The sequence below is a fragment of the Geodermatophilus sp. SYSU D01186 genome, assembly GCF_054050215.1.
Map to the genome: position 1 here is coordinate 93,184 of NZ_JBJGYW010000011.1, position 17,016 is coordinate 110,199.

Below are 17,016 nucleotides of genomic sequence, written 5' to 3' on the forward strand. Positions count from 1 at the left end.
ACTCGGCAGGCCCCGACACCCACAGGCGATACTTGGGCGATGACCGCCGGGGCGCGCACGCGCGGGACCACCGCCCTGCCCGACGCCCCGCCCGTCACCGCCGCCGAGGTCGACCGGGTGCGCGGCGCGGTCCACGTCGCGCTCACCGGTTTCCTCGACGCGCAGCGCGACGTCCTCGCCGCCATGAGCCCCGCCCTCCTGCCCGTGGTCGACGAGGTCCGCGCGCTGGCCGACGGCGGCAAGCGGCTGCGCCCCCTGTTCGCCTACTGGGGCTGGCGCGGCACGCGGGGCGGCGGCCCGGCGGAGGACGACGCCGCGGTGCTGCGCGCGGTCGCGGCGCTGGAGTTCGTGCACGCCAGCGCCCTGGTCCACGACGACGTCATGGACGGCGCCCTCACCCGCCGCGGCCGCCCCGCCACCCACGTGGGCTTCGCCGCCCGGCACGGGGAGAAGCGGCTGAACGGGGACGGCGAGACCTTCGGCGTCGGCGCGGCGATCCTCGTCGGCGACCTGGCGCTGGTCTGGTCCGACGAGCTGCTCCGGCGCTCGGGCCTGTCCCCCGCCGCCCTCACCCGGGCCCGCGCGGTCTGGGACACCATGCGCACCGAGGTCACCGCCGGCCAGTACCTGGACCTGCTGCGGGCCGCCGGCGGGCTGCCCGGCGCCCAGGGCGCGCTGACCGTCGCCCGGTACAAGAGCGCCGGCTACACGGTGCAGCGGCCGCTGCAGCTCGGCGCCGCCATCGCCGGCGCCGACGAGCGGGCCGCCGAGGCCTGCACGGCGATCGGGCTGCCGCTGGGCGAGGCGTTCCAGCTGCGCGACGACGTCCTCGGGGTGTTCGGCGACCCGTCGGTGACCGGCAAGTCCGCCGACGACGACCTGCGGGAGGGCAAGCAGACGCTGCTGATCGCCCTCGCCGAGGAGGCCACGGACGCCGAGGGGCGTGCGCTGCTCGCCGAGCGGCTGGGCGACCCGGACGCCTCGACGGAGGACCTCGACGCGCTGCGGGCCCTCATCGAGACCACCGGGGCCCGCGCGCGGGTGGAGGAGCGCATCGCCGAGCGGACCGAGCTCGCCCGCACCGCCATCGCCGAGGCGCCGTTCGCCGCGGACGCCCGCACCGCGCTCGACGCGCTCGCCGTGGCCGCCACCACCCGCACCGCCTGATGGTCCGGACCGTCCCCGGCCGCACCGACCGCGTGGTCGTGGTGGGCGCCGGGCTCGCCGGGCTGTCCGCGGCGCTGCGGTTGCGCGGCGCCGGGCGCGAGGTCACCGTCGTGGAGCGCGCCGCGCGGCCCGGCGGCCGGGCCGGGCGGGTGGAGGAGCGCGGCTACGCCCTCGACACGGGCCCGTCGGTGTTCACCGCCCCCGAGCTGATCGCCGACACCCTCGCCGCGGTCGGTGACAAGCTCGAGGACCGGCTGACCCTCACCCCGCTGGCGACCACCTACCGCGCGCAGTTCGCCGACGGCTCGCACCTGGACGTGCACGCCGACCCCGCCGCCTTCGCCGCGGAGGTGGCGGCGCTGTGCGGGCCCGGTGAGGCCGCCGCCCTGCGCCGCTACCTCGCCGACCTGGCCGAGCTCTACCGGCTGCAGCTGGACACCTTCATCGACCGCAACCTCGACTCCCCGCTGGACCTGCTCGGTCCCGAGCTGCTCGCCCTGGTCCGGCGCGGCGGGTTCGGCCGGCTGTCGGGCCACGTGGCCCGGTACTTCACCGACGACCGGCTGCGCCGGCTGTTCAGCTTCCAGGCGCTGTACGCCGGGGTCAGCCCGTACCGGGCGATCGCCGCCTACGCCGTCATCGCCCAGCTCGACATCGGCGCGGGCGTGTGGCACCCGGCCGGCGGGATCGCCGCCGTCCCCCGGGCCCTGGCCGCGGCCGCCGCCGACGCCGGCGTCGTCCTCCGGTACGGCACGGCGGTGCAGCGGCTGGACGTCTCCGGACGGCGCGTCACCGGCGTGGTCCTCGACGACGGGGAGCGGCTGCCTGCCGACGCGGTGGTGGTGACCGTCGACCGGCCGGAGCTGCTGGTCCCGGGGTCCGCGCGCCGGCGCCGTCCGGTGTACTCGCCGTCGTGCGTCGCGCTGCACGTGGGCGTGCGGGCGCAGCTGCCCGGCCAGGCACACCACACGATCAGCTTCGGCGCCGCCTGGCGGGAGGTGTTCGACGAGCTCACGCGCCGGGGACGGCCCATGACGGATCCCAGCCTGCTGGTGAGCATGCCGTCGGTGACCGACCGCAGCCTGGCCCCGGACGGCGGGCAGGTGCTGAGCATCGTCGCCCCGACGCCCAACCTCGACCCGCGCAGCGGCGGCAACCCCGACCTGGACTGGACCGCGCTGGCGCCCCGGTACCGCGACGAGGTGCTGGGCGTGCTCGAGGCCCGCGGCTGGACCGGCCTGACCGGCGCGATCGAGGTGGAGCACCTGGACACCCCGCTGACCTGGGCGGCGCAGGGCATGGCCGCCGGGACGCCGTTCGCCCTCGCCCACACCTTCGGCCAGACCGGCCCGTTCCGGACGCCGACGCTGCCCCGCCGCGGGCCGGAGAACGTGGTGCTGGCCGGTTCGTCGGTGCAGCCCGGGGTCGGTGTGCCGATGGTGGTCATCAGCGGCCGGCTGGCGGCGGAACGGATCACGGGATGACGGCGACGGACCGCCCGCTCTCCCGGGCCGAGCGCCAGGAACGGCTGGACGCCGCCTACCGGCACTGCGCCGCGATCGCCGCCCGGCACGGCAAGAGCTACCACCTGGCCACCCGGCTGCTCACCCCCGACCGCCGTCCGGCCGTCCACGCCCTCTACGCCGCCGCCCGCACCGCCGACGACCTCGTCGACCACCCGGGTGCCGACCCCGCCGGCGACCTCGCCGACTGGTCCCGCGCGGTGCTCGCCGAGCTGGAGGCGGGCTGGTCCGACGACCCCGTCCGGCTGGCGCTGGTGCACACCTACCGCCGGTACGCGATCCCCGTCGAGCACCTGGTCGACTTCCTCGCCGCGATGACCAGCGACCTCGAGGTGACCGGCTACCCCGACATGGACGCTCTCGACCGCTACATGTGGGGCTCGGCCTCGGTGATCGGGCTGCAGGTGCTGCCGGTGCTCGGCACCGCGCCGGGGGTCCTCCGCGAGGAGGCCGCGCCGCACGCGATCGCCCTGGGCGAGGCGTTCCAGCTGACCAACTTCTGTCGCGACGTCGCCGAGGACGTCGACCGCGGCCGGGTCTACCTGCCCGCCGACCTCATGGCCGCCCACGGGGTGACCCGCGAGCAGTTGGCGGCGAAGCGGCACGACGCCCGGTTCGCCGCCCTCATGCGCGACATGGTCGCGATCGTGCGCCGCCGCTACGACGACGCCGCCCCCGGGACGCCGCTGCTCGCGCCGGAGTCCCGCGACTGCGTGCGGGCCGCCACCGACCTCTACGGCGGCATCCTCACCGAGATCGAGCGGGCCGACTACCGGGTGCTCGACCGCCGCGTGCGGGTGTCCAGGCCGCGCCGCCTGGCGGTGTTCGCCCGCCGGTTGACCGCCGCCCAGCTGGCCAGGGTGAGGGTGACCATGGCGAAGCCGAACAGCAGGTCCTCCACCGGGGCGTAGGCGATCCGCGGGCCCCAGACGGTGTCCGGGTCGTAGACGACGACGCCCAGCCCGGTGAGCACGCCGTTCATGAGCAGCTGGAAGGCCACCACGATCGCGTAGGCCACCCAGAACACCCGCCGGGTGACCATCCGCGTCCGGTAGACGGCGAGGTCCACCACCAGCACGGCGACGACCGCGAGCACGGCCAGCGTCGAGTAGCTCACCGCTCGGCCCCGCCCCGTTGCCGGGGTTCCTCGCCCACTGCCGGTGCTGCAGGACCGGCAGTGGGCGAGGTGGACCCGCCCTCGGCCTCCTCAGCCGGGTAACCGGCGTCCCAGCCGGTCACCTTCCGCACCGCCTCCAGCGCCAGCACCGAGCACAGCGGGACGACGAGGAAGAACAGCACCTCCTCGACCGGGATGCCGCCGGGCAGCCGGACGCCGAGGGTGAGCCGGTCGGAGTAGTCCCAGTGCCCCTGCGCGATCGCGTACAGCACCCAGACGACGAACACGACGAACTCCGGGACGACGGCGACCAGCAGCCGCCGCCAGCGCGCGTAGACCCGCACCCCCAGGACCAGCTCCAGCGGCGCGGTGACGACCAGGCAGCCGGCCAGCAGCGCCAGGTACGTCAGTGCGCCCACGACCGCCTGCCCCGCCCGCCCCTCAGAACGCCAGCGCCTGGGCCCGACGGGTGACCTCGGTGTGCCGGTCGTTGCGCAGCGCCTGCACCGGGGTGCCGGGCAGCGACTCGTCGGCCCGGAACAGCCACTCGAAGACCTCCTCGTCGCTGTACCCGCCGTCCCGGAGGACGGTGATCAGCCCGGGCAGGTGCTTGAGGACGGCGCCGTCCTGCAGGAAGTCGGCCGGGATCCGGCTGTTCCCGCTACCGGGTACCGCCATCAGCTTGCGCTCGCGCAGCAGCTGGCGGACCCGGTTCGGTGAGACCCCGAGGGCTGCGGCGACCTCCGCGGGGGTGAGCGTCTCCATGGGGAGCGAGCCTATGGCGCCGGGACCACGGACACCGGCGGGACCGGCCCGGGAACCACGGCTAGGATCCCTGCGGGGCCGTGACTGGCGCATCGAGGTGGGACCGACCACCGGGGAGCGGCCCGCACCACCCCGCCGGGCGCCTGGGCACCTCCCCGAGCCGACCCCCGCTGGAGGGCACCCATGACCGACGCCACCGCCCCCTTCGACGCCGCCACCGCCTCGGCGGCCTACCGCAGCGCCCTGCAGGTCATCGGCGCCGTCGAGCCCCGCGTGGCCGACGCGATCGGCGCCGAGCTCGCCGACCAGCGCGCCTCGCTCAAGCTGATCGCCAGCGAGAACTACGCCAGCCCCGCGGTGCTGCTGACCATGGGCAACTGGTTCAGCGACAAGTACGCCGAGGGCACCGTCGGGCACCGCTTCTACGCCGGCTGCCAGAACGTCGACACCGTCGAGGCGCTGGCCGCCGAGCACGCCCGCGAGCTGTTCGGCGCGGCGCACGCCTACGTCCAGCCGCACTCCGGCATCGACGCCAACCTGGTCGCCTTCTGGGCGGTGCTGGCCACCCGGGTCGAGGCCCCGGCCCTGGAGAAGGCCGGCGTCCGGCACGTCAACGAGCTCACCGACGCCGACTGGAGCGACCTGCGCCACGCCCTGGGCGACCAGCGGATGCTCGGCATGTCGCTGGACGCCGGCGGCCACCTGACCCACGGCTTCCGGCCCAACATCAGCGGCAAGATGTTCGAGCAGTCCTCCTACGGCACCGACCCGCAGACGGGGCTGCTGGACTACGACGCCGTCCGCGCCCGGGCCCGGGAGTTCCGCCCGCTGATCCTCATGGCCGGCTACTCCGCCTACCCGCGCCGGATCGACTTCGCGACGATGCGCGAGATCGCCGACGAGGTCGGCGCCACCCTCGTCGTCGACATGGCGCACTTCGCCGGCCTGGTGGCCGGGAAGGTGTTCACCGGCGACTTCGACCCGGTGCCGCACGCCCACGTCACCACGACGACCACGCACAAGTCGCTGCGCGGCCCGCGCGGCGGCATGGTGCTGGCCCAGCCGGAGTACGCCGACGCCGTCGACCGGGGCTGCCCGATGGTCCTGGGCGGCCCGCTCCCGCACGTCATGGCCGCCAAGGCCGTCGCCTTCGCCGAGGCCCGCCGTCCGGAGTTCGCCGGGTACGCGCGGGCCGTCGCGGACAACGCGCAGAGCCTCGCCGAGGGCCTCACCCGCCGCGGCGCGAAGCTCGTCACCGGAGGCACCGACAACCACCTGGTGCTCGTCGACGTCAGCTCCTTCGGCCTGACCGGCCGGCAGGCGGAGTCCGCGCTCCTGGACGCCGGCATCGTGACCAACCGCAACGCCGTCCCGGCCGACCCGAACGGCGCCTGGTACACCTCCGGCGTCCGGCTGGGCACCCCGGCGCTGACCACCCGCGGCTTCGGCGCCGCCGAGTTCGACCGCACCGCCGAGCTCATCGTCGACGTCCTGTCGGGCACCACGCCCACCGCCACCCGGGACGGCGGGGTGTCCAAGGCCAAGTACACGACCACCGACGGCCTGGCCGAGCGGACCCGCGCCGCCGCCGCCGAACTGCTCGACAAGCACCCGCTCTACCCGGGCCTCGACCTCGACTGACGCGCCGGGCGGGACCTGTGTGACGGGTGAACCGCCACACCGGTCCCGCCCGCGTGTGGCAGCGGCGAACAGCTCCGTCACTCCTACACTCGACCGGGTGGACACCGCCGTGACCGACCCCGTGGTCGGCCTCGTACTGGAGGGGCGCTACCACCTCCAGGAGCGGCTGGCCCGCGGCGGGATGTCGACCGTCTACGCCGCCCAGGACCTGCGGCTGCACCGGACCGTCGCGGTCAAGGTCATGGCCGAGCACCTGGCCCACGACCCCACGTTCGTCGGCCGGTTCACCCGCGAGGCGCGGGCCGCGGCGATGCTCAGCCACCCCAACGTCGTCTCGGTCAGCGACCAGGGCAGCGACCAGGGCCTGGTGTTCCTAGTCATGGAGCTGGTCCGCGGCCGCACGCTGCGCGACCTGCTGCAGGCCCGCGGCCGGCTCACCATCGGCGAGGCGTTCGCCGTCCTCGAGCCGGTGCTGTCCGGGCTGACCGCCGCCCACCGGGCCGGCATCGTGCACCGCGACATCAAGCCGGAGAACGTGCTCATCGGCTCCGACGGTGTGGTGAAGGTCGCCGACTTCGGCCTGGCCCGCGCCCTGACCGGCACCGGGCAGACCAGCCACACCGGCGGGGTGCTCATCGGCACCGTCGCCTACCTCTCCCCCGAGCAGCTCGAGCGCGGCAAGGCCGACGCGCGCAGCGACGTCTACGCCGCCGGGGTCGTGCTCTTCGAGATGCTCACCGGCCACCCACCCTACGGCGGCGACACCCCGCTGGCGGTGGCCTACCAGCACGTGCACCACGACATGCCCACGCCCTCGGAGGAGGTCCCGGGCATCCCGTGGGAGGTCGACGACCTCGTCGCGCGCACCACCCGCCGCGACCCCGCCCTCCGGCCGCTGGACGCCGGCGCGTTCCTCGCCGACCTGCAGGACGCCCGCAAGGACCTCGGCATCGAGCGGGTCCCGGTCCCCACCGGTCGCAGCACCGCCGGCCCCGGCACGCTGCGCCCCACCAACCGCCCCAGCCGGTCGCGCCCCCACCCCAGCGACCCCGGCCCGCCCGACGGCACGGAGGTGCTCGGCACCACCGGCACCCGCCCGGGCCGCGGGGCGCGCACCTCGATGCTGCCCGGCATGGGCGGCGGCCCGACCACCGACGTGGCCGGCCGCCGCCCGCCGCTGGAGCAGCGCCGTCCGGGGGTGCCGCAGCACATCCGCCGCCGCCGCGCGCGCCTGGCCGTCGCGATCGTGCTGCTGCTGGCCGTCACGATCGGCGCGATCGGCTGGTGGATGGGCTCCGGCCGCTGGACGACGGTGCCCACGCTGGTGGGCACGGAGCAGTCGGCCGCGATCGACCTGCTGCAGGGGGCGGGGCTGACCCCCGACTGCTGCGAGGAGCAGTTCAGCGAGGACGTCGCCGAGGGCGTGGTCATCGCCGCCGACCCCGAGGGCGGCGAGGCGATCCGCGGCACCGACGTCCGGCTGACCGTCTCCAAGGGCCCCGAGCGGTTCGAGGTGGACCCGGCGATGGTCGGCCGCCCGCAGGACGAGGTGCTGACCGCGATCGAGGCCGGCGTCCCGGTCACCGCCAAGGTGGTCCAGGACTACGACAACAAGGTGCCCGTCGGCCACGTGACCGGCTTCGAGCCGGAGGCCGGCACCGAGCTCAAGCGTGGCCAGGAGCTGATCGTCTACGTCAGCCGCGGCCACGAGCCGGTGACCGTCCCGGCCGTCGTCGGCCTCTCCCCCGACGAGGCGACCGCCAACCTGCAGGCGCTCGGGTTCACCGTGCAGCGCAGCGAGGGCCGCAGCGCCGACGTCGACCCCGGCGAGGTGATGGCCGTCGACCCGGCCGCCGGCCAGGCCGCGCCGTACCAGAGCGCCGTCACGATCCAGGTGTCGGTCGGCGTGCCGCAGGTGACCGTGCCGGACGTCGTCGGCAGGAGCGAGGAGGAGGCGACCGCCGCCCTCGAGGCCGCCGGCCTCCAGGTCAAGGTCAGCCAGTTCTTCGGCAACCGGGTGCTGCGGCAGACGCCCAACGCGGGCGAGGTGGTCGACATCGGCACGTCGGTGACGATCCTGGTGACGTTCGGACAGGACTGAGAACACTGAGCACTCCCCCCGGTGTGCCGCCGATCGGCGCGCACATCCAGATCAAGGGCGGGCTGGCCAAGGGCGGCCTGGCCTACACCGACGCCGTCGCCGCCCGGGCCGTGCAGGTCTTCGTGGGCAACCCCCGCGGGTGGAAGCTGACCGCGGGCGACCCGAGGCAGGACGCGCTGTTCGTCGAGGGCTGCGCCGAGCGCGGGGTGCCGTCGTTCATCCACACGCCGTTCCTGGTCAACGTCGGCTCCCCCACCGAGGCCACCGTCGAGCAGTCGATCGCCTCGATCGCGCACAACCTGGCGCGGGGCGCGGAGCTCGGCTGCCGCGGCGTGGTCGTGCACGCCGGCTCCGCCGTCGGCGAGGACCGCTACGAGGCCGCCCTGCGGCAGCTGCACGAGCGGCTGCTGCCGGTCCTGGAGGCCGCGCCGGACGACGGCCCGCGGCTCCTGGTCGAGCCGACCGCCGGTGGCGGGAAGTCGCTGGCCGCCACCGTCGAGGACCTCGGCCCCTACCTCGCGGCGCTGGAACACCACCCGCTGGTCGGCGTCTGCTTCGACACCTGCCACGCCTGGGCGGCCGGCCACGACCTGTCGGCGCCCGGCGGCATGACGGCCACGCTGGACGCGCTCGAGGCCACGGTGGGACCGGGCCGGCTGGGTCTGGTGCACGCCAACGACTCGCTGGACGAGTGCGGCTCCAAGCGGGACCGGCACACCACCATCGGCGAGGGCACGATCGGCAGCGGCGAGTACGGCACCGGCCCGTTCGCCGAGCTGCTGGCCCACCCGTCGATGGCCGGCGTCCCGGTCGTGGTGGAGACCCCCTCGGAGCGGGACGGCGTCCCGTGGGCCGGCCACGCCGCCGACATCGCCCTGTTGTCCGGTCTGCGCGACGCCGATGTCCCCACGCGCGACGCGGCCTGAGCCCGGCCGTTCCCGGACGTGCGACAGAAGTCGCGGTACGGATCCGTCCTGAGACCCTTGGCACACAGGTGAGGCTGGGCTAACTTAGGCGTGCCTTTCTTCCCCTGCTCCCGGGAGTGCGCGCGTGTACGTCTGCATCTGCTTCGCCGTCAGCGACACCCAGCTGGCCGGCGTGATCGACGACGGTGCACGCACCGAGGAGGAGGTCGGCGACGCCTGCGGCGCGGGCACCGGCTGCGGCAACTGCCTGGACCGCATCTGCGACCGGCTGCGCGCCGCCGACCCGCTGCACGGCCTCGACCTCCGCGAGACCGCCGCCTGAGGGCAGGCTGTCCATGCTGAGGCCGACCTGACCTCGGCCGGGGCTCGACGGGGCCACTAACCTCGGCGACAACCGCATCCGAGGAGGCCCCCATGCAGGGTGAGGCGCGCGTCATCGAGCTGCTCAACGAGCAGCTGACCAGCGAACTGACCGCGATCAACCAGTACTTCCTGCACGCGAAGATGCAGGCCAACTGGGGTTACAACAAGCTCGCCAAGCACACCCGCGACGAGTCCATCGAGGAGATGCACCACGCGGAGTGGCTCACCGACCGCATCCTCTTCCTCGAGGGGCTGCCCAACTACCAGAAGCTGCTGCCGCTGCGGATCGGGCAGACCGTCCGTGAGCAGTTCGAGTCCGACATGGCCATCGAGGTCGAGGTCCTGGCCCGGCTGCGCGAGGCGATCCCGTACTGCGAGTCGGTCGGCGACCGGGTCAGCAAGAACCTCTTCGAGAAGATCCTCGAGGACGAGGAGCACCACATCGACTACCTGGAGACCCAGCTGCACCTGCTCGACACCCTCGGTGAGCAGCTGTACCTGGCCGGCCAGATCGAGCACCCGACGCCGGGCGACCACGCCGAGTAGAACGGCACGGACCGGCGCTCTCCGCGGCCTCCAGCGACTCCACCGCCCGCCGGGCCTCCCGCGCCCTCCGGCGGACGACGGGCCCCGCACCTCCGGGTGCGGGGCCCTCGTGCGTGGTGGACAAGCGCCCGCGCGCATCGTCACCGCGTGGCAACTGGATGTGATCTCCCGCTGCGTGTTGGCTGCCAGCGCCCCCGCGTACCCCGGGGTGTCGCTGACCCGCACCGAGGAGACCCGTGCCCTCCCGTCGTTCCCTGGCCTCCGCCGCGCTGGCCGCCCTGGCCGTCACCGGGCTGGGCGCCACGGCCGGCCCCGCCGCCGCCGCGCCGCCCGCCGCCGCACCACTGACCACCTACATCGTCACGGTCGACCCCGAACGGTCACCGGCCGCCGTCGCACAGCGGGCCCGCGGGCTCGGCGGGGAGGTGACCCACGCCTACACCGCGGCCCTCAACGGCTTCGCCGTCCGCCTGCACGCGGCCGCCGCCGCCCAGCTGCACCGCCTCCCCGGGGTGGTCGCCGTCGAGCAGGACCACCTCGTGCAGGGCCGGCCCGTCAAGCCGACGGGTTCCGCGCCCACCCTCCCGTGGGGCCTGGACCGCATCGACCAGCGCGCACTCCCGCTGACCGGCACCTACGGCTCGGCGGCTGCCGGAGGCGGCACAGGGGTGACGGCGTACGTCGTCGACACCGGCGTCCGCAGCGACCACGAGGACCTCGCCGGCCGGGTCGCCCCCGGCTACGACGCGCTGGACGGCGACGCCCCGGAGGACTGCAACGGCCACGGCACCCACGTCGCCGGCACTCTCGGCGGCACGCGGAACGGGGTCGCGCCGGGTGTCACGCTGGTGCCCGTCCGCGTGCTCGACTGCGCGGGCGACGGCTCCTACGCCGACGTCATCGAGGGGATCGACTGGCTGACGGCGGACCACCAGCGGGCGCTGGCCGACGTCCGGGCGGGGACCCGCCGGTCGGCGGACGCCGTGGCCAACCTGAGCCTCGGGGGGCCGACCAGCTCGGCGCTGGACACCGCGATCCAGAACTCCATCGCCACCGGCGTCACCTACGCCATCGCGGCCGGCAACGGCAACCAGCTGGGCAAGCCGCAGGACGCCTGCGCCTCCTCCCCCGCGCGGGTGCCCGACGCGCTGACCGTCGCCGCCTCGGACACCAAGGACGTGTCGGCGTCCTTCAGCAACTACGGGACCTGCGTCGACCTGTACGCGCCCGGGGTCGGCGTGACCAGTGACTGGTACACGAGCAGCTCGGCGACGAACACGATCAGCGGCACGTCGATGGCCACCCCGCACGTGGCCGGCGCCGCGGCGCTCTACCTGCAGGCCCACCCCGGTGCCGCGCCCGGGGAGGTCGGCGCCGCCGTCACCGTCGCGGCCACCCGCGGCGTCGTCACCCGGACGCTGACCGGCACCCCGAACCTGCTGCTCTACACGGTCCCGCTGACGGCGACGGCCGCCGGCTGACCGGGGAGGGCCCGGATCCCACGTCGGGGTCCGGGCCCTTCCCGCGTCACCGGTCGAGCAGCCCCGCGAGGACCTCGGCGGCGCGCTCGACGCCGGCCCGGTCCACGTCCAGGTGCGTGACCAGCCGGATCCGGCGCGGGCTCACCTGGGAGACCAGGACCCCCTGGGCCTTGGCCGCCTCGGCGACGACCGGCGCCGGGACGTCGTCCAGCACAACCATGTTGGTCTCGACCGTGGCCGGGTCGACGCCGAGCCGCTTGGCCAGCGCCTGGGCGTGCTCGTGGTCCTCGGCCAGCCTGGCCAGGTGGTGGTCCAGGGCGTACAGCCCCGCCGCGGCCAGGACGCCGGCCTGCCGCATCCCCCCGCCGAGCCGCTTGCGCCACAGCCGGCCGGCCGCGATCCGCTCCGCCGAGGCGACCAGCACCGAGCCCACCGGCGCGCCGAGGCCCTTGGACAGGCACACCGAGGCGGTGTCGGCCAGCCGCCCGTAGGTGGCCAGGTCGATCCCGGAGGCGACGGAGGCGTTGAACAGCCGGGCCCCGTCGAGGTGGACGGCGACGCCGGCCTCCCGCGACCAGTCCCACAGCCGCTGCAGCTGCTCCAGCGGCTGCACCAGCCCGCCGCCGCGGTTGTGGGTGTTCTCCACGGCGAGGGCGGCGGTGGCGGTCAGGTGCCAGTCGCCGCGCGGGCGCACCTGGGCGATCAGCTGCCCGGCGTCCAGCCGGCCACCCTCGCTCACGACCGTGCGGGTGGAGATGCCGAACACCGCGGCCGCGGCCCCCATCTCGTAGGTGACCACGTGCGCGTCGGCGTCGCAGAGCACCTCCTGGCCCGGCTCGCAGACCAGGCGCATGCCGATCTGGTTGCCCATGGTCCCCGAGGGCACGAACAGCGCCGCCTCGTGACCCATGAGGTCGGCGACCCGCTCCTCGAGCGCGCGGATCGCCGGGTCCTCGCCGTAGACGTCGTCCCCCACCTCGGCCTCGGCCATCGCCCGGCGCATGCCGGGCGTGGGCCGGGTGACGGTGTCGCTGCGCAGGTCGACCAGGTCACCCACGGAGCATCTCGGCCACGAGGAAGGCCAGCTCCAGCGACTGCCCGGTGTTCAGCCGCGGGTCGCAGGCCGTCTCGTATCGGCTGTTGAGGTCCTCGTCGCTGATCTCCATGGCCCCGCCGAGGCACTCGGTGACGTCCTCACCGGTGAGCTCGACGTGGATGCCGCCGGGCCAGGTGCCCAGGGCACGGTGGACGTCGAAGAAGCCGAGCACCTCGTCGACGATGCGGTCGAAGTGCCGGGTCTTGTAGCCGGTGGAGGACTCGTGGGTGTTGCCGTGCATCGGGTCGCACTGCCACACCACCTGGTGCCCGCTGGCGGTGACCTTCTCGACGATGCCCGGCAGGACGTCGCGGATCTTGCCGTTGCCCATCCGGCTGATGAGCGTCAGCCGGCCCGGGACGCCCTCGGGGTCGAGGCGCTCCACCAGCTCGGTGGCCTGCTCGGGGGTCGTGGTCGGACCGATCTTGACGCCGATCGGGTTGGCCAGCCGCGACATGAACTCCACGTGTGCGCCGTCGAGCTGGCGGGTGCGCTCGCCGATCCAGACGAAGTGCGCCGAGGCGGCGTAGGGCCGGCCGTCGTGCACCCGCAGCAGCGCCCGCTCGTAGTCGAGGATCAGCGCCTCGTGGCTGTTGTAGAGCTCCACGCCGCGCAGCGCGGCGTCGTCGACGCCGCAGGCCTTCATGAACGCCAGCGCCCGGTCGATCTCCCGCGCGATGACCTCGTAGCGCACCCCGGCCGGGGAGTTGGCCACGAAGTCCTTGTTCCAGTCGTGCACCGCGTGCAGGTCGGCCATGCCACCGCGCGCGTAGGCCCGGATCATGTTCATCGCCGCCGCGGAGTTCGCGTAGGCGCGCACCAGCCGGTACGGGTCGGGGATGCGCTGCTCGAGCACCGGCTCCAGCGAGTTCACCATGTCGCCGCGGTAGGACGGCAGGCCCAGGGCGTCGATGTTCGACGAGCGCGGCTTGGCGTACTGGCCGGCGACCCGGCCCACCTTGACCACGGGCACGCTGGCGCCGTAGGTGAGCACGACGGCCATCTGCAGCAGCGTGCGCGTGGTGCTCTGCAGGTGCGCGTCGGTGTTCAGGTCGAAGGTCTCCGCGCAGTCGCCGCCCTGCAGCAGGAACGCCCGTCCCTGGGCGACCTCGGCCAGCCGGGTGCGCAGCTCGTCGACCTCGCTGGGCGCGACGATCGGCGGCACGGTGGACAGGGTGGAGAGGACGGCGTCCAGCGCCGCGCGGTCGGGCCACTCCGGCTGCTGGGCAGCGGGCAGCTCACGCCACCGGTCGAGGCCGGGGACCACATCGGCGGGATCGGGGAGACTCACGCCTACAGAGGGTACGGCGGTCCCCTCGTCAGCCGAAGAAGACCTCGACCTCCGCGTACCGCTCGACGGGCACCAGCTTCAGCTGCGCGGTCGCCGCCGTCAGTGGGACGCGGACGATGTCGGTGCCCCGCAGCGCCACCATCACCCCCGACTCGCCGTCGTGGACGGCGTCGACCGCGGCCAGCCCGAAGCGGGTGGCCAGCACCCGGTCGAACGGCGAGGGGGTGCCGCCGCGCTGGACGTGGCCGAGGACGACGCAGCGCGCCTCCCGGCCGGTGCGCTGCTCGATGAGGGAGGCCAGCGCGGTGCCGATCCCCCCGAGCCGCACGTGGCCGAACGCGTCGGTCTCCCCCGTCGCGAGCACGAGGTCCCCGCCCTTGGCCACCGCCCCCTCGGAGACGACGACGATCGGCGAGTAGCCGGAGTCGAAGCGGTGCTGGCAGTGCGCGACGACGGCGTCGACGTCGAAGGGCTGCTCGGGGATCAGGACGACGGTCGCGCCGCCGGCCATCCCGGCGTGCAGCGCGATCCACCCGGCGTGCCGGCCCATGACCTCCACCACGAGCGTGCGGTGGTGGCTGTCACCGGTGGTGTGCAGCCGGTCGATCGCCTCGGTGGCCACGCCCAGCGCGGTGTCGAAGCCGAACGTGTAGTCGGTGGCGTCCAGGTCGTTGTCGATGGTCTTCGGGACGCCGACGACCGTCACCCCGGCCTCGGCCAGCTTGGTGGCGACGCCGAGGGTGTCCTCCCCGCCGATGGGGATCAGCGCGTCGATGCCGAGCCGCTCCAGGTTGGCCATGACCCGGTCCGCGCCGCCCTCGAGGGCGTAGGGGTTGGTGCGCGAGGTGCCCAGCACCGTGCCGCCGCGGGGCAGGATGCCGCGGACGGCGGAGAGGTCCATCGCCACCGTGTCGGCCTCGAGCACGCCGCGCCAGCCGTCCCGGAAGCCGACGACCTGGTCGCCGTGGGTGACGCCTTTGCGGACCACGGCCCGGATGACGGCGTTCAGCCCCGGGCAGTCACCGCCGCCGGTCAGGATGCCGATGCGCATGTGCGGTCCTCCGGAAGATCCGTGCCGGGTGTGTGGTTGGCAGCCGTCATGATGCCGCAGGTGGGAGCCGTGGTCGCATGGAGCGCGTGATCGCCGTCACCGGCGCCACGGGGGTGCTCGGCGGCCGGGTGGCCGCCCGGCTCGCGGGGCGGGACGGCGTCGCGCTGCGGCTCGTCGTGCGCGATCCCCAGCGGGCGCCGCGCCTGCCCGGGACGCAGGTGGCCGCCGCACCCGGGGGCTACGCCGACGGTCCCGGCCTCGCCGCCGCCCTCGAGGGCGTGCACACCCTGTACCTGGTGTCGGCCGCGGAGGCCGAGGACCGCGTGCAGCAGCACCTGACCGCCGTCTCCGCCGCGGCGTCGGCCGGTGTGCGGCGGATCGTCTACACCTCCTTCCTCGGCGCCGCGCCGGACGCCGTCTTCACCCTGGCCCGCCAGCACGCCACCACCGAGGACGCCATCCGCGCCACCGGCCTGCGGGCCACCGTCCTCCGGCACGCGATGTACGCCGACTTCGTCCCGTTCTTCGCCACGCTCGAGGCGGGGCGCGCCGTGATCGCCGCACCCGCCGGCGAGGGCCGGGCCTCGTTCGTGTCCCGCGACGACCTCGCCGACGTCGCCGCCGCCGTCCTCGGGGACGACTCCCCCGGCCTGGACGGCGCCACGCTCGACGTCACCGGGCCCGCGGCGCTGACGCTGGACGACGCGGCCGCCGTCCTCACCGAGGTCACCGGCCTGCCCGCCGAGTACCGCCGGCAGACCGTCGAGGAGGCCTGGGCGACGCGACGCCCCTCCGGGCACCCCGACTGGGAGATCGAGGGCTGGGTGACCAGCTACCTGGCGATCGCCGCCGGCGAGATGGCGCCGGTCACCGACGTCGTCCCCTCGCTCACCGGTCACCCCGCCCGGACCGTGGCCGAGCACCTGCGCGCCCACCCGGAGGACTGGGCCCACCTGCGGGCTGAGCCGGGGCACTAGTGCCCTGCTCGGTGCCTCGCCGGGCGCCTAGCGTCGAGCCCGCGGAGCCGAACCTCGGCGCCGCCGACCACCCGTCCGGAGGTGTCGGGATGGACAGTCCGTACCAGGCCGCGCCCGACGTCCACGTGCTCCCCGCCAACCTGGCGCTGCCGGGAGCCGGCGTCCTGCCGATCAACGCCTTCCTGCTCATGGCCGAGGAACCGGTGCTCGTCGACACCGGCCTCGGGGTCGACGCCGACCAGTTCGTCGACGCGCTGAGCTCGATCATCGACCCCCGCTCGCTGCGCTGGATCTGGCTGACCCACGACGACGCCGACCACACCGGCAACATCCAGCGGGTCATGGACCTGGCGCCGGACGCCCGGCTGGTCACCCACGGGTTCAGCGCCCTGCGGATGGCGACCTGGTGGCCGGTGCCGATGGACCGGGTGCACGCGATCCGGTTCGGTGACGAGGTCCACGTCGGCGACCGCACCCTGACCGCCGTCGCTCCGCCGCTGTTCGACAACCCGATGTCCACCGGCGTGCTGGACCGCTCCACCGGCGCGCTGTTCAGCGTCGACGCCTTCGGGGCGATCATCCCCGAGGCGACGCAGGACGCCGCCGAGGTGCCGCCCGAGGCGCTCGCGGGCGGGATGCTCGGGTGGGCGACGATGGACTCGCCGTGGGTCCACCTGACCGAGCCCGCGGAGTTCGGTCAGGTCCTGGACCGGGTGCGCCGGCTGCAGCCGGCCCGGATCTTCTCCTCGCACCTGCCCACCGCCAACGGGACGGCACTCGAGGACTTCCTGCGGGTGCTGCAGCAGGTGCCGACGGCCGAGCGGTTCGTCCCGCCGGACGCGGCGGAGTTCACCCACATGATCACGGCGCTCACCGAGATGCAGCGCGCCGGGGTGCCGGTGCCCCGCACGGAGGCGGCACCACAGACGACCCCCGTGACGTGACGGCCCGAACGGCCGCCACCCCCTGAC

Annotated in this window: 16 protein-coding genes, 1 pseudogene and 1 riboswitch; of the genes and pseudogenes, 11 read left to right on the forward strand and 6 right to left on the reverse strand. The window is 74.7% G+C overall.

What is annotated here, in order from left to right; all coding sequences use genetic code 11:
• Positions 1-39: 39 nt before the first annotated feature.
• Genes ACI784_RS10575 through ACI784_RS10585 form a run of 3 tightly spaced genes read left to right on the forward strand, consistent with a single transcriptional unit; the run spans position 40 to position 3,601 of the window.
• Positions 40-1,167, forward strand: coding sequence for a polyprenyl synthetase family protein (locus ACI784_RS10575; protein WP_456924790.1), 1,128 nt, complete (start codon positions 40-42; stop codon positions 1,165-1,167).
• Complete coding sequence (gene crtI / locus ACI784_RS10580) at positions 1,167-2,651, forward strand: phytoene desaturase family protein (protein ID WP_457013420.1); 1,485 nt, start codon at positions 1,167-1,169, stop codon at positions 2,649-2,651. Before ACI784_RS10575 ends, crtI begins: the two co-directional genes overlap by 1 nt.
• Positions 2,648-3,601, forward strand: coding sequence for a phytoene/squalene synthase family protein (locus ACI784_RS10585; protein WP_457013421.1), 954 nt, complete (start codon positions 2,648-2,650; stop codon positions 3,599-3,601). Before crtI ends, ACI784_RS10585 begins: the two co-directional genes overlap by 4 nt.
• Here the strand turns inward: ACI784_RS10585 and ACI784_RS10590 are convergent.
• The 3 genes and pseudogenes from ACI784_RS10590 to ACI784_RS10600 form a co-directional block, all read right to left on the reverse strand.
• A pseudogene (locus ACI784_RS10590) lies at positions 3,598-3,807 on the reverse strand (lycopene cyclase domain-containing protein); the annotation flags it as partial. The gene ACI784_RS10585 and the pseudogene ACI784_RS10590 overlap by 4 nt on opposite strands.
• Positions 3,804-4,226, reverse strand: coding sequence for a lycopene cyclase domain-containing protein (locus tag ACI784_RS10595; RefSeq protein WP_457013422.1), 423 nt, complete (start codon positions 4,224-4,226; stop codon positions 3,804-3,806). The gene ACI784_RS10595 and the pseudogene ACI784_RS10590, both read right to left, overlap by 4 nt.
• Positions 4,227-4,248: 22 nt before the next feature.
• Positions 4,249-4,572, reverse strand: a complete 324-nt coding sequence (locus ACI784_RS10600) for an Rv2175c family DNA-binding protein (RefSeq protein ID WP_456924786.1) — start codon at positions 4,570-4,572, stop codon at positions 4,249-4,251.
• 70 nt (positions 4,573-4,642) lie between these two features.
• A riboswitch (ZMP/ZTP riboswitch) is annotated at positions 4,643-4,728 on the forward strand.
• Positions 4,729-4,755: 27 nt separating this feature from the next.
• Here ACI784_RS10600 and ACI784_RS10605 point away from each other — a divergent pair.
• The 6 genes from ACI784_RS10605 to ACI784_RS10630 all read left to right on the forward strand — a co-directional run bounded on the left by ACI784_RS10605 (position 4,756) and on the right by ACI784_RS10630 (position 11,630).
• Positions 4,756-6,213: a glycine hydroxymethyltransferase gene (locus tag ACI784_RS10605; RefSeq protein WP_457013423.1), complete on the forward strand. Its 1,458-nt coding sequence runs from the start codon at positions 4,756-4,758 to the stop codon at positions 6,211-6,213.
• A gap of 97 nt (positions 6,214-6,310) precedes the next feature.
• Positions 6,311-8,314, forward strand: a complete 2,004-nt coding sequence (gene pknB, locus ACI784_RS10610) for a Stk1 family PASTA domain-containing Ser/Thr kinase (RefSeq protein ID WP_456924784.1) — start codon at positions 6,311-6,313, stop codon at positions 8,312-8,314.
• Between the two features lie 23 nt (positions 8,315-8,337).
• Positions 8,338-9,240, forward strand: a complete 903-nt coding sequence (locus tag ACI784_RS10615) for a deoxyribonuclease IV (RefSeq protein WP_457013424.1) — start codon at positions 8,338-8,340, stop codon at positions 9,238-9,240.
• A 124-nt stretch (positions 9,241-9,364) separates the two neighbouring features.
• Positions 9,365-9,562, forward strand: a complete 198-nt coding sequence (locus ACI784_RS10620) for a (2Fe-2S)-binding protein (RefSeq protein ID WP_457013425.1) — start codon at positions 9,365-9,367, stop codon at positions 9,560-9,562.
• A gap of 92 nt (positions 9,563-9,654) precedes the next feature.
• Complete coding sequence (bfr, locus tag ACI784_RS10625; RefSeq protein WP_457013426.1) at positions 9,655-10,149, forward strand: bacterioferritin; 495 nt, start codon at positions 9,655-9,657, stop codon at positions 10,147-10,149.
• A gap of 236 nt (positions 10,150-10,385) precedes the next feature.
• The gene (locus ACI784_RS10630) at positions 10,386-11,630 is read left to right on the forward strand and encodes a S8 family peptidase (protein ID WP_457013427.1); all 1,245 of its coding nucleotides are present in this window, start codon (positions 10,386-10,388) and stop codon (positions 11,628-11,630) included.
• A gap of 46 nt (positions 11,631-11,676) precedes the next feature.
• On the opposite strand, the gene ACI784_RS10635 is transcribed toward ACI784_RS10630, so the two are convergent.
• Genes ACI784_RS10635 through ACI784_RS10645 form a run of 3 tightly spaced genes read right to left on the reverse strand, consistent with a single transcriptional unit; the run spans position 11,677 to position 15,068 of the window.
• Complete coding sequence (locus ACI784_RS10635; protein WP_457013428.1) at positions 11,677-12,687, reverse strand: threonine aldolase family protein; 1,011 nt, start codon at positions 12,685-12,687, stop codon at positions 11,677-11,679.
• A complete protein-coding gene (locus ACI784_RS10640; RefSeq protein ID WP_457013429.1) occupies positions 12,680-14,017 on the reverse strand; it encodes a class II 3-deoxy-7-phosphoheptulonate synthase in 1,338 nt (445 codons plus the stop codon). The genes ACI784_RS10635 and ACI784_RS10640 overlap by 8 nt, the downstream gene beginning before the upstream one ends.
• A 28-nt stretch (positions 14,018-14,045) precedes the next feature.
• On the reverse strand, positions 14,046-15,068 hold the full coding sequence (locus ACI784_RS10645; RefSeq protein WP_456924777.1) for a 6-phosphofructokinase: 1,023 nt from the start codon (positions 15,066-15,068) through the stop codon (positions 14,046-14,048).
• 77 nt (positions 15,069-15,145) lie between these two features.
• Between ACI784_RS10645 and ACI784_RS10650 the strand changes: the two genes are divergently transcribed.
• Together ACI784_RS10650 and ACI784_RS10655 are read left to right on the forward strand one after the other, a co-directional pair.
• Positions 15,146-16,045, forward strand: coding sequence for an NmrA family NAD(P)-binding protein (locus ACI784_RS10650; protein WP_457013430.1), 900 nt, complete (start codon positions 15,146-15,148; stop codon positions 16,043-16,045).
• An 89-nt stretch (positions 16,046-16,134) separates the two neighbouring features.
• Complete coding sequence (locus ACI784_RS10655; protein ID WP_457013431.1) at positions 16,135-16,989, forward strand: oxygen-binding di-iron domain-containing protein; 855 nt, start codon at positions 16,135-16,137, stop codon at positions 16,987-16,989.
• Positions 16,990-17,016: the final 27 nt, after the last annotated feature.

Coding starts and splice junctions, on each gene's coding strand:
- ACI784_RS10575 (WP_456924790.1), top strand. CDS start 40: ATGACCGCCGGGGCGCGCACGCGCGGGACCACCGCCCTGCCCGACGCC.
- crtI (WP_457013420.1), top strand. CDS start 1,167: ATGGTCCGGACCGTCCCCGGCCGCACCGACCGCGTGGTCGTGGTGGGC.
- ACI784_RS10585 (WP_457013421.1), top strand. CDS start 2,648: ATGACGGCGACGGACCGCCCGCTCTCCCGGGCCGAGCGCCAGGAACGG.
- ACI784_RS10600 (WP_456924786.1), bottom strand. CDS start 4,572: ATGGAGACGCTCACCCCCGCGGAGGTCGCCGCAGCCCTCGGGGTCTCA.
- ACI784_RS10605 (WP_457013423.1), top strand. CDS start 4,756: ATGACCGACGCCACCGCCCCCTTCGACGCCGCCACCGCCTCGGCGGCC.
- bfr (WP_457013426.1), top strand. CDS start 9,655: ATGCAGGGTGAGGCGCGCGTCATCGAGCTGCTCAACGAGCAGCTGACC.
- ACI784_RS10645 (WP_456924777.1), bottom strand. CDS start 15,068: ATGCGCATCGGCATCCTGACCGGCGGCGGTGACTGCCCGGGGCTGAAC.
- ACI784_RS10650 (WP_457013430.1), top strand. CDS start 15,146: ATGGAGCGCGTGATCGCCGTCACCGGCGCCACGGGGGTGCTCGGCGGC.
- ACI784_RS10655 (WP_457013431.1), top strand. CDS start 16,135: ATGGACAGTCCGTACCAGGCCGCGCCCGACGTCCACGTGCTCCCCGCC.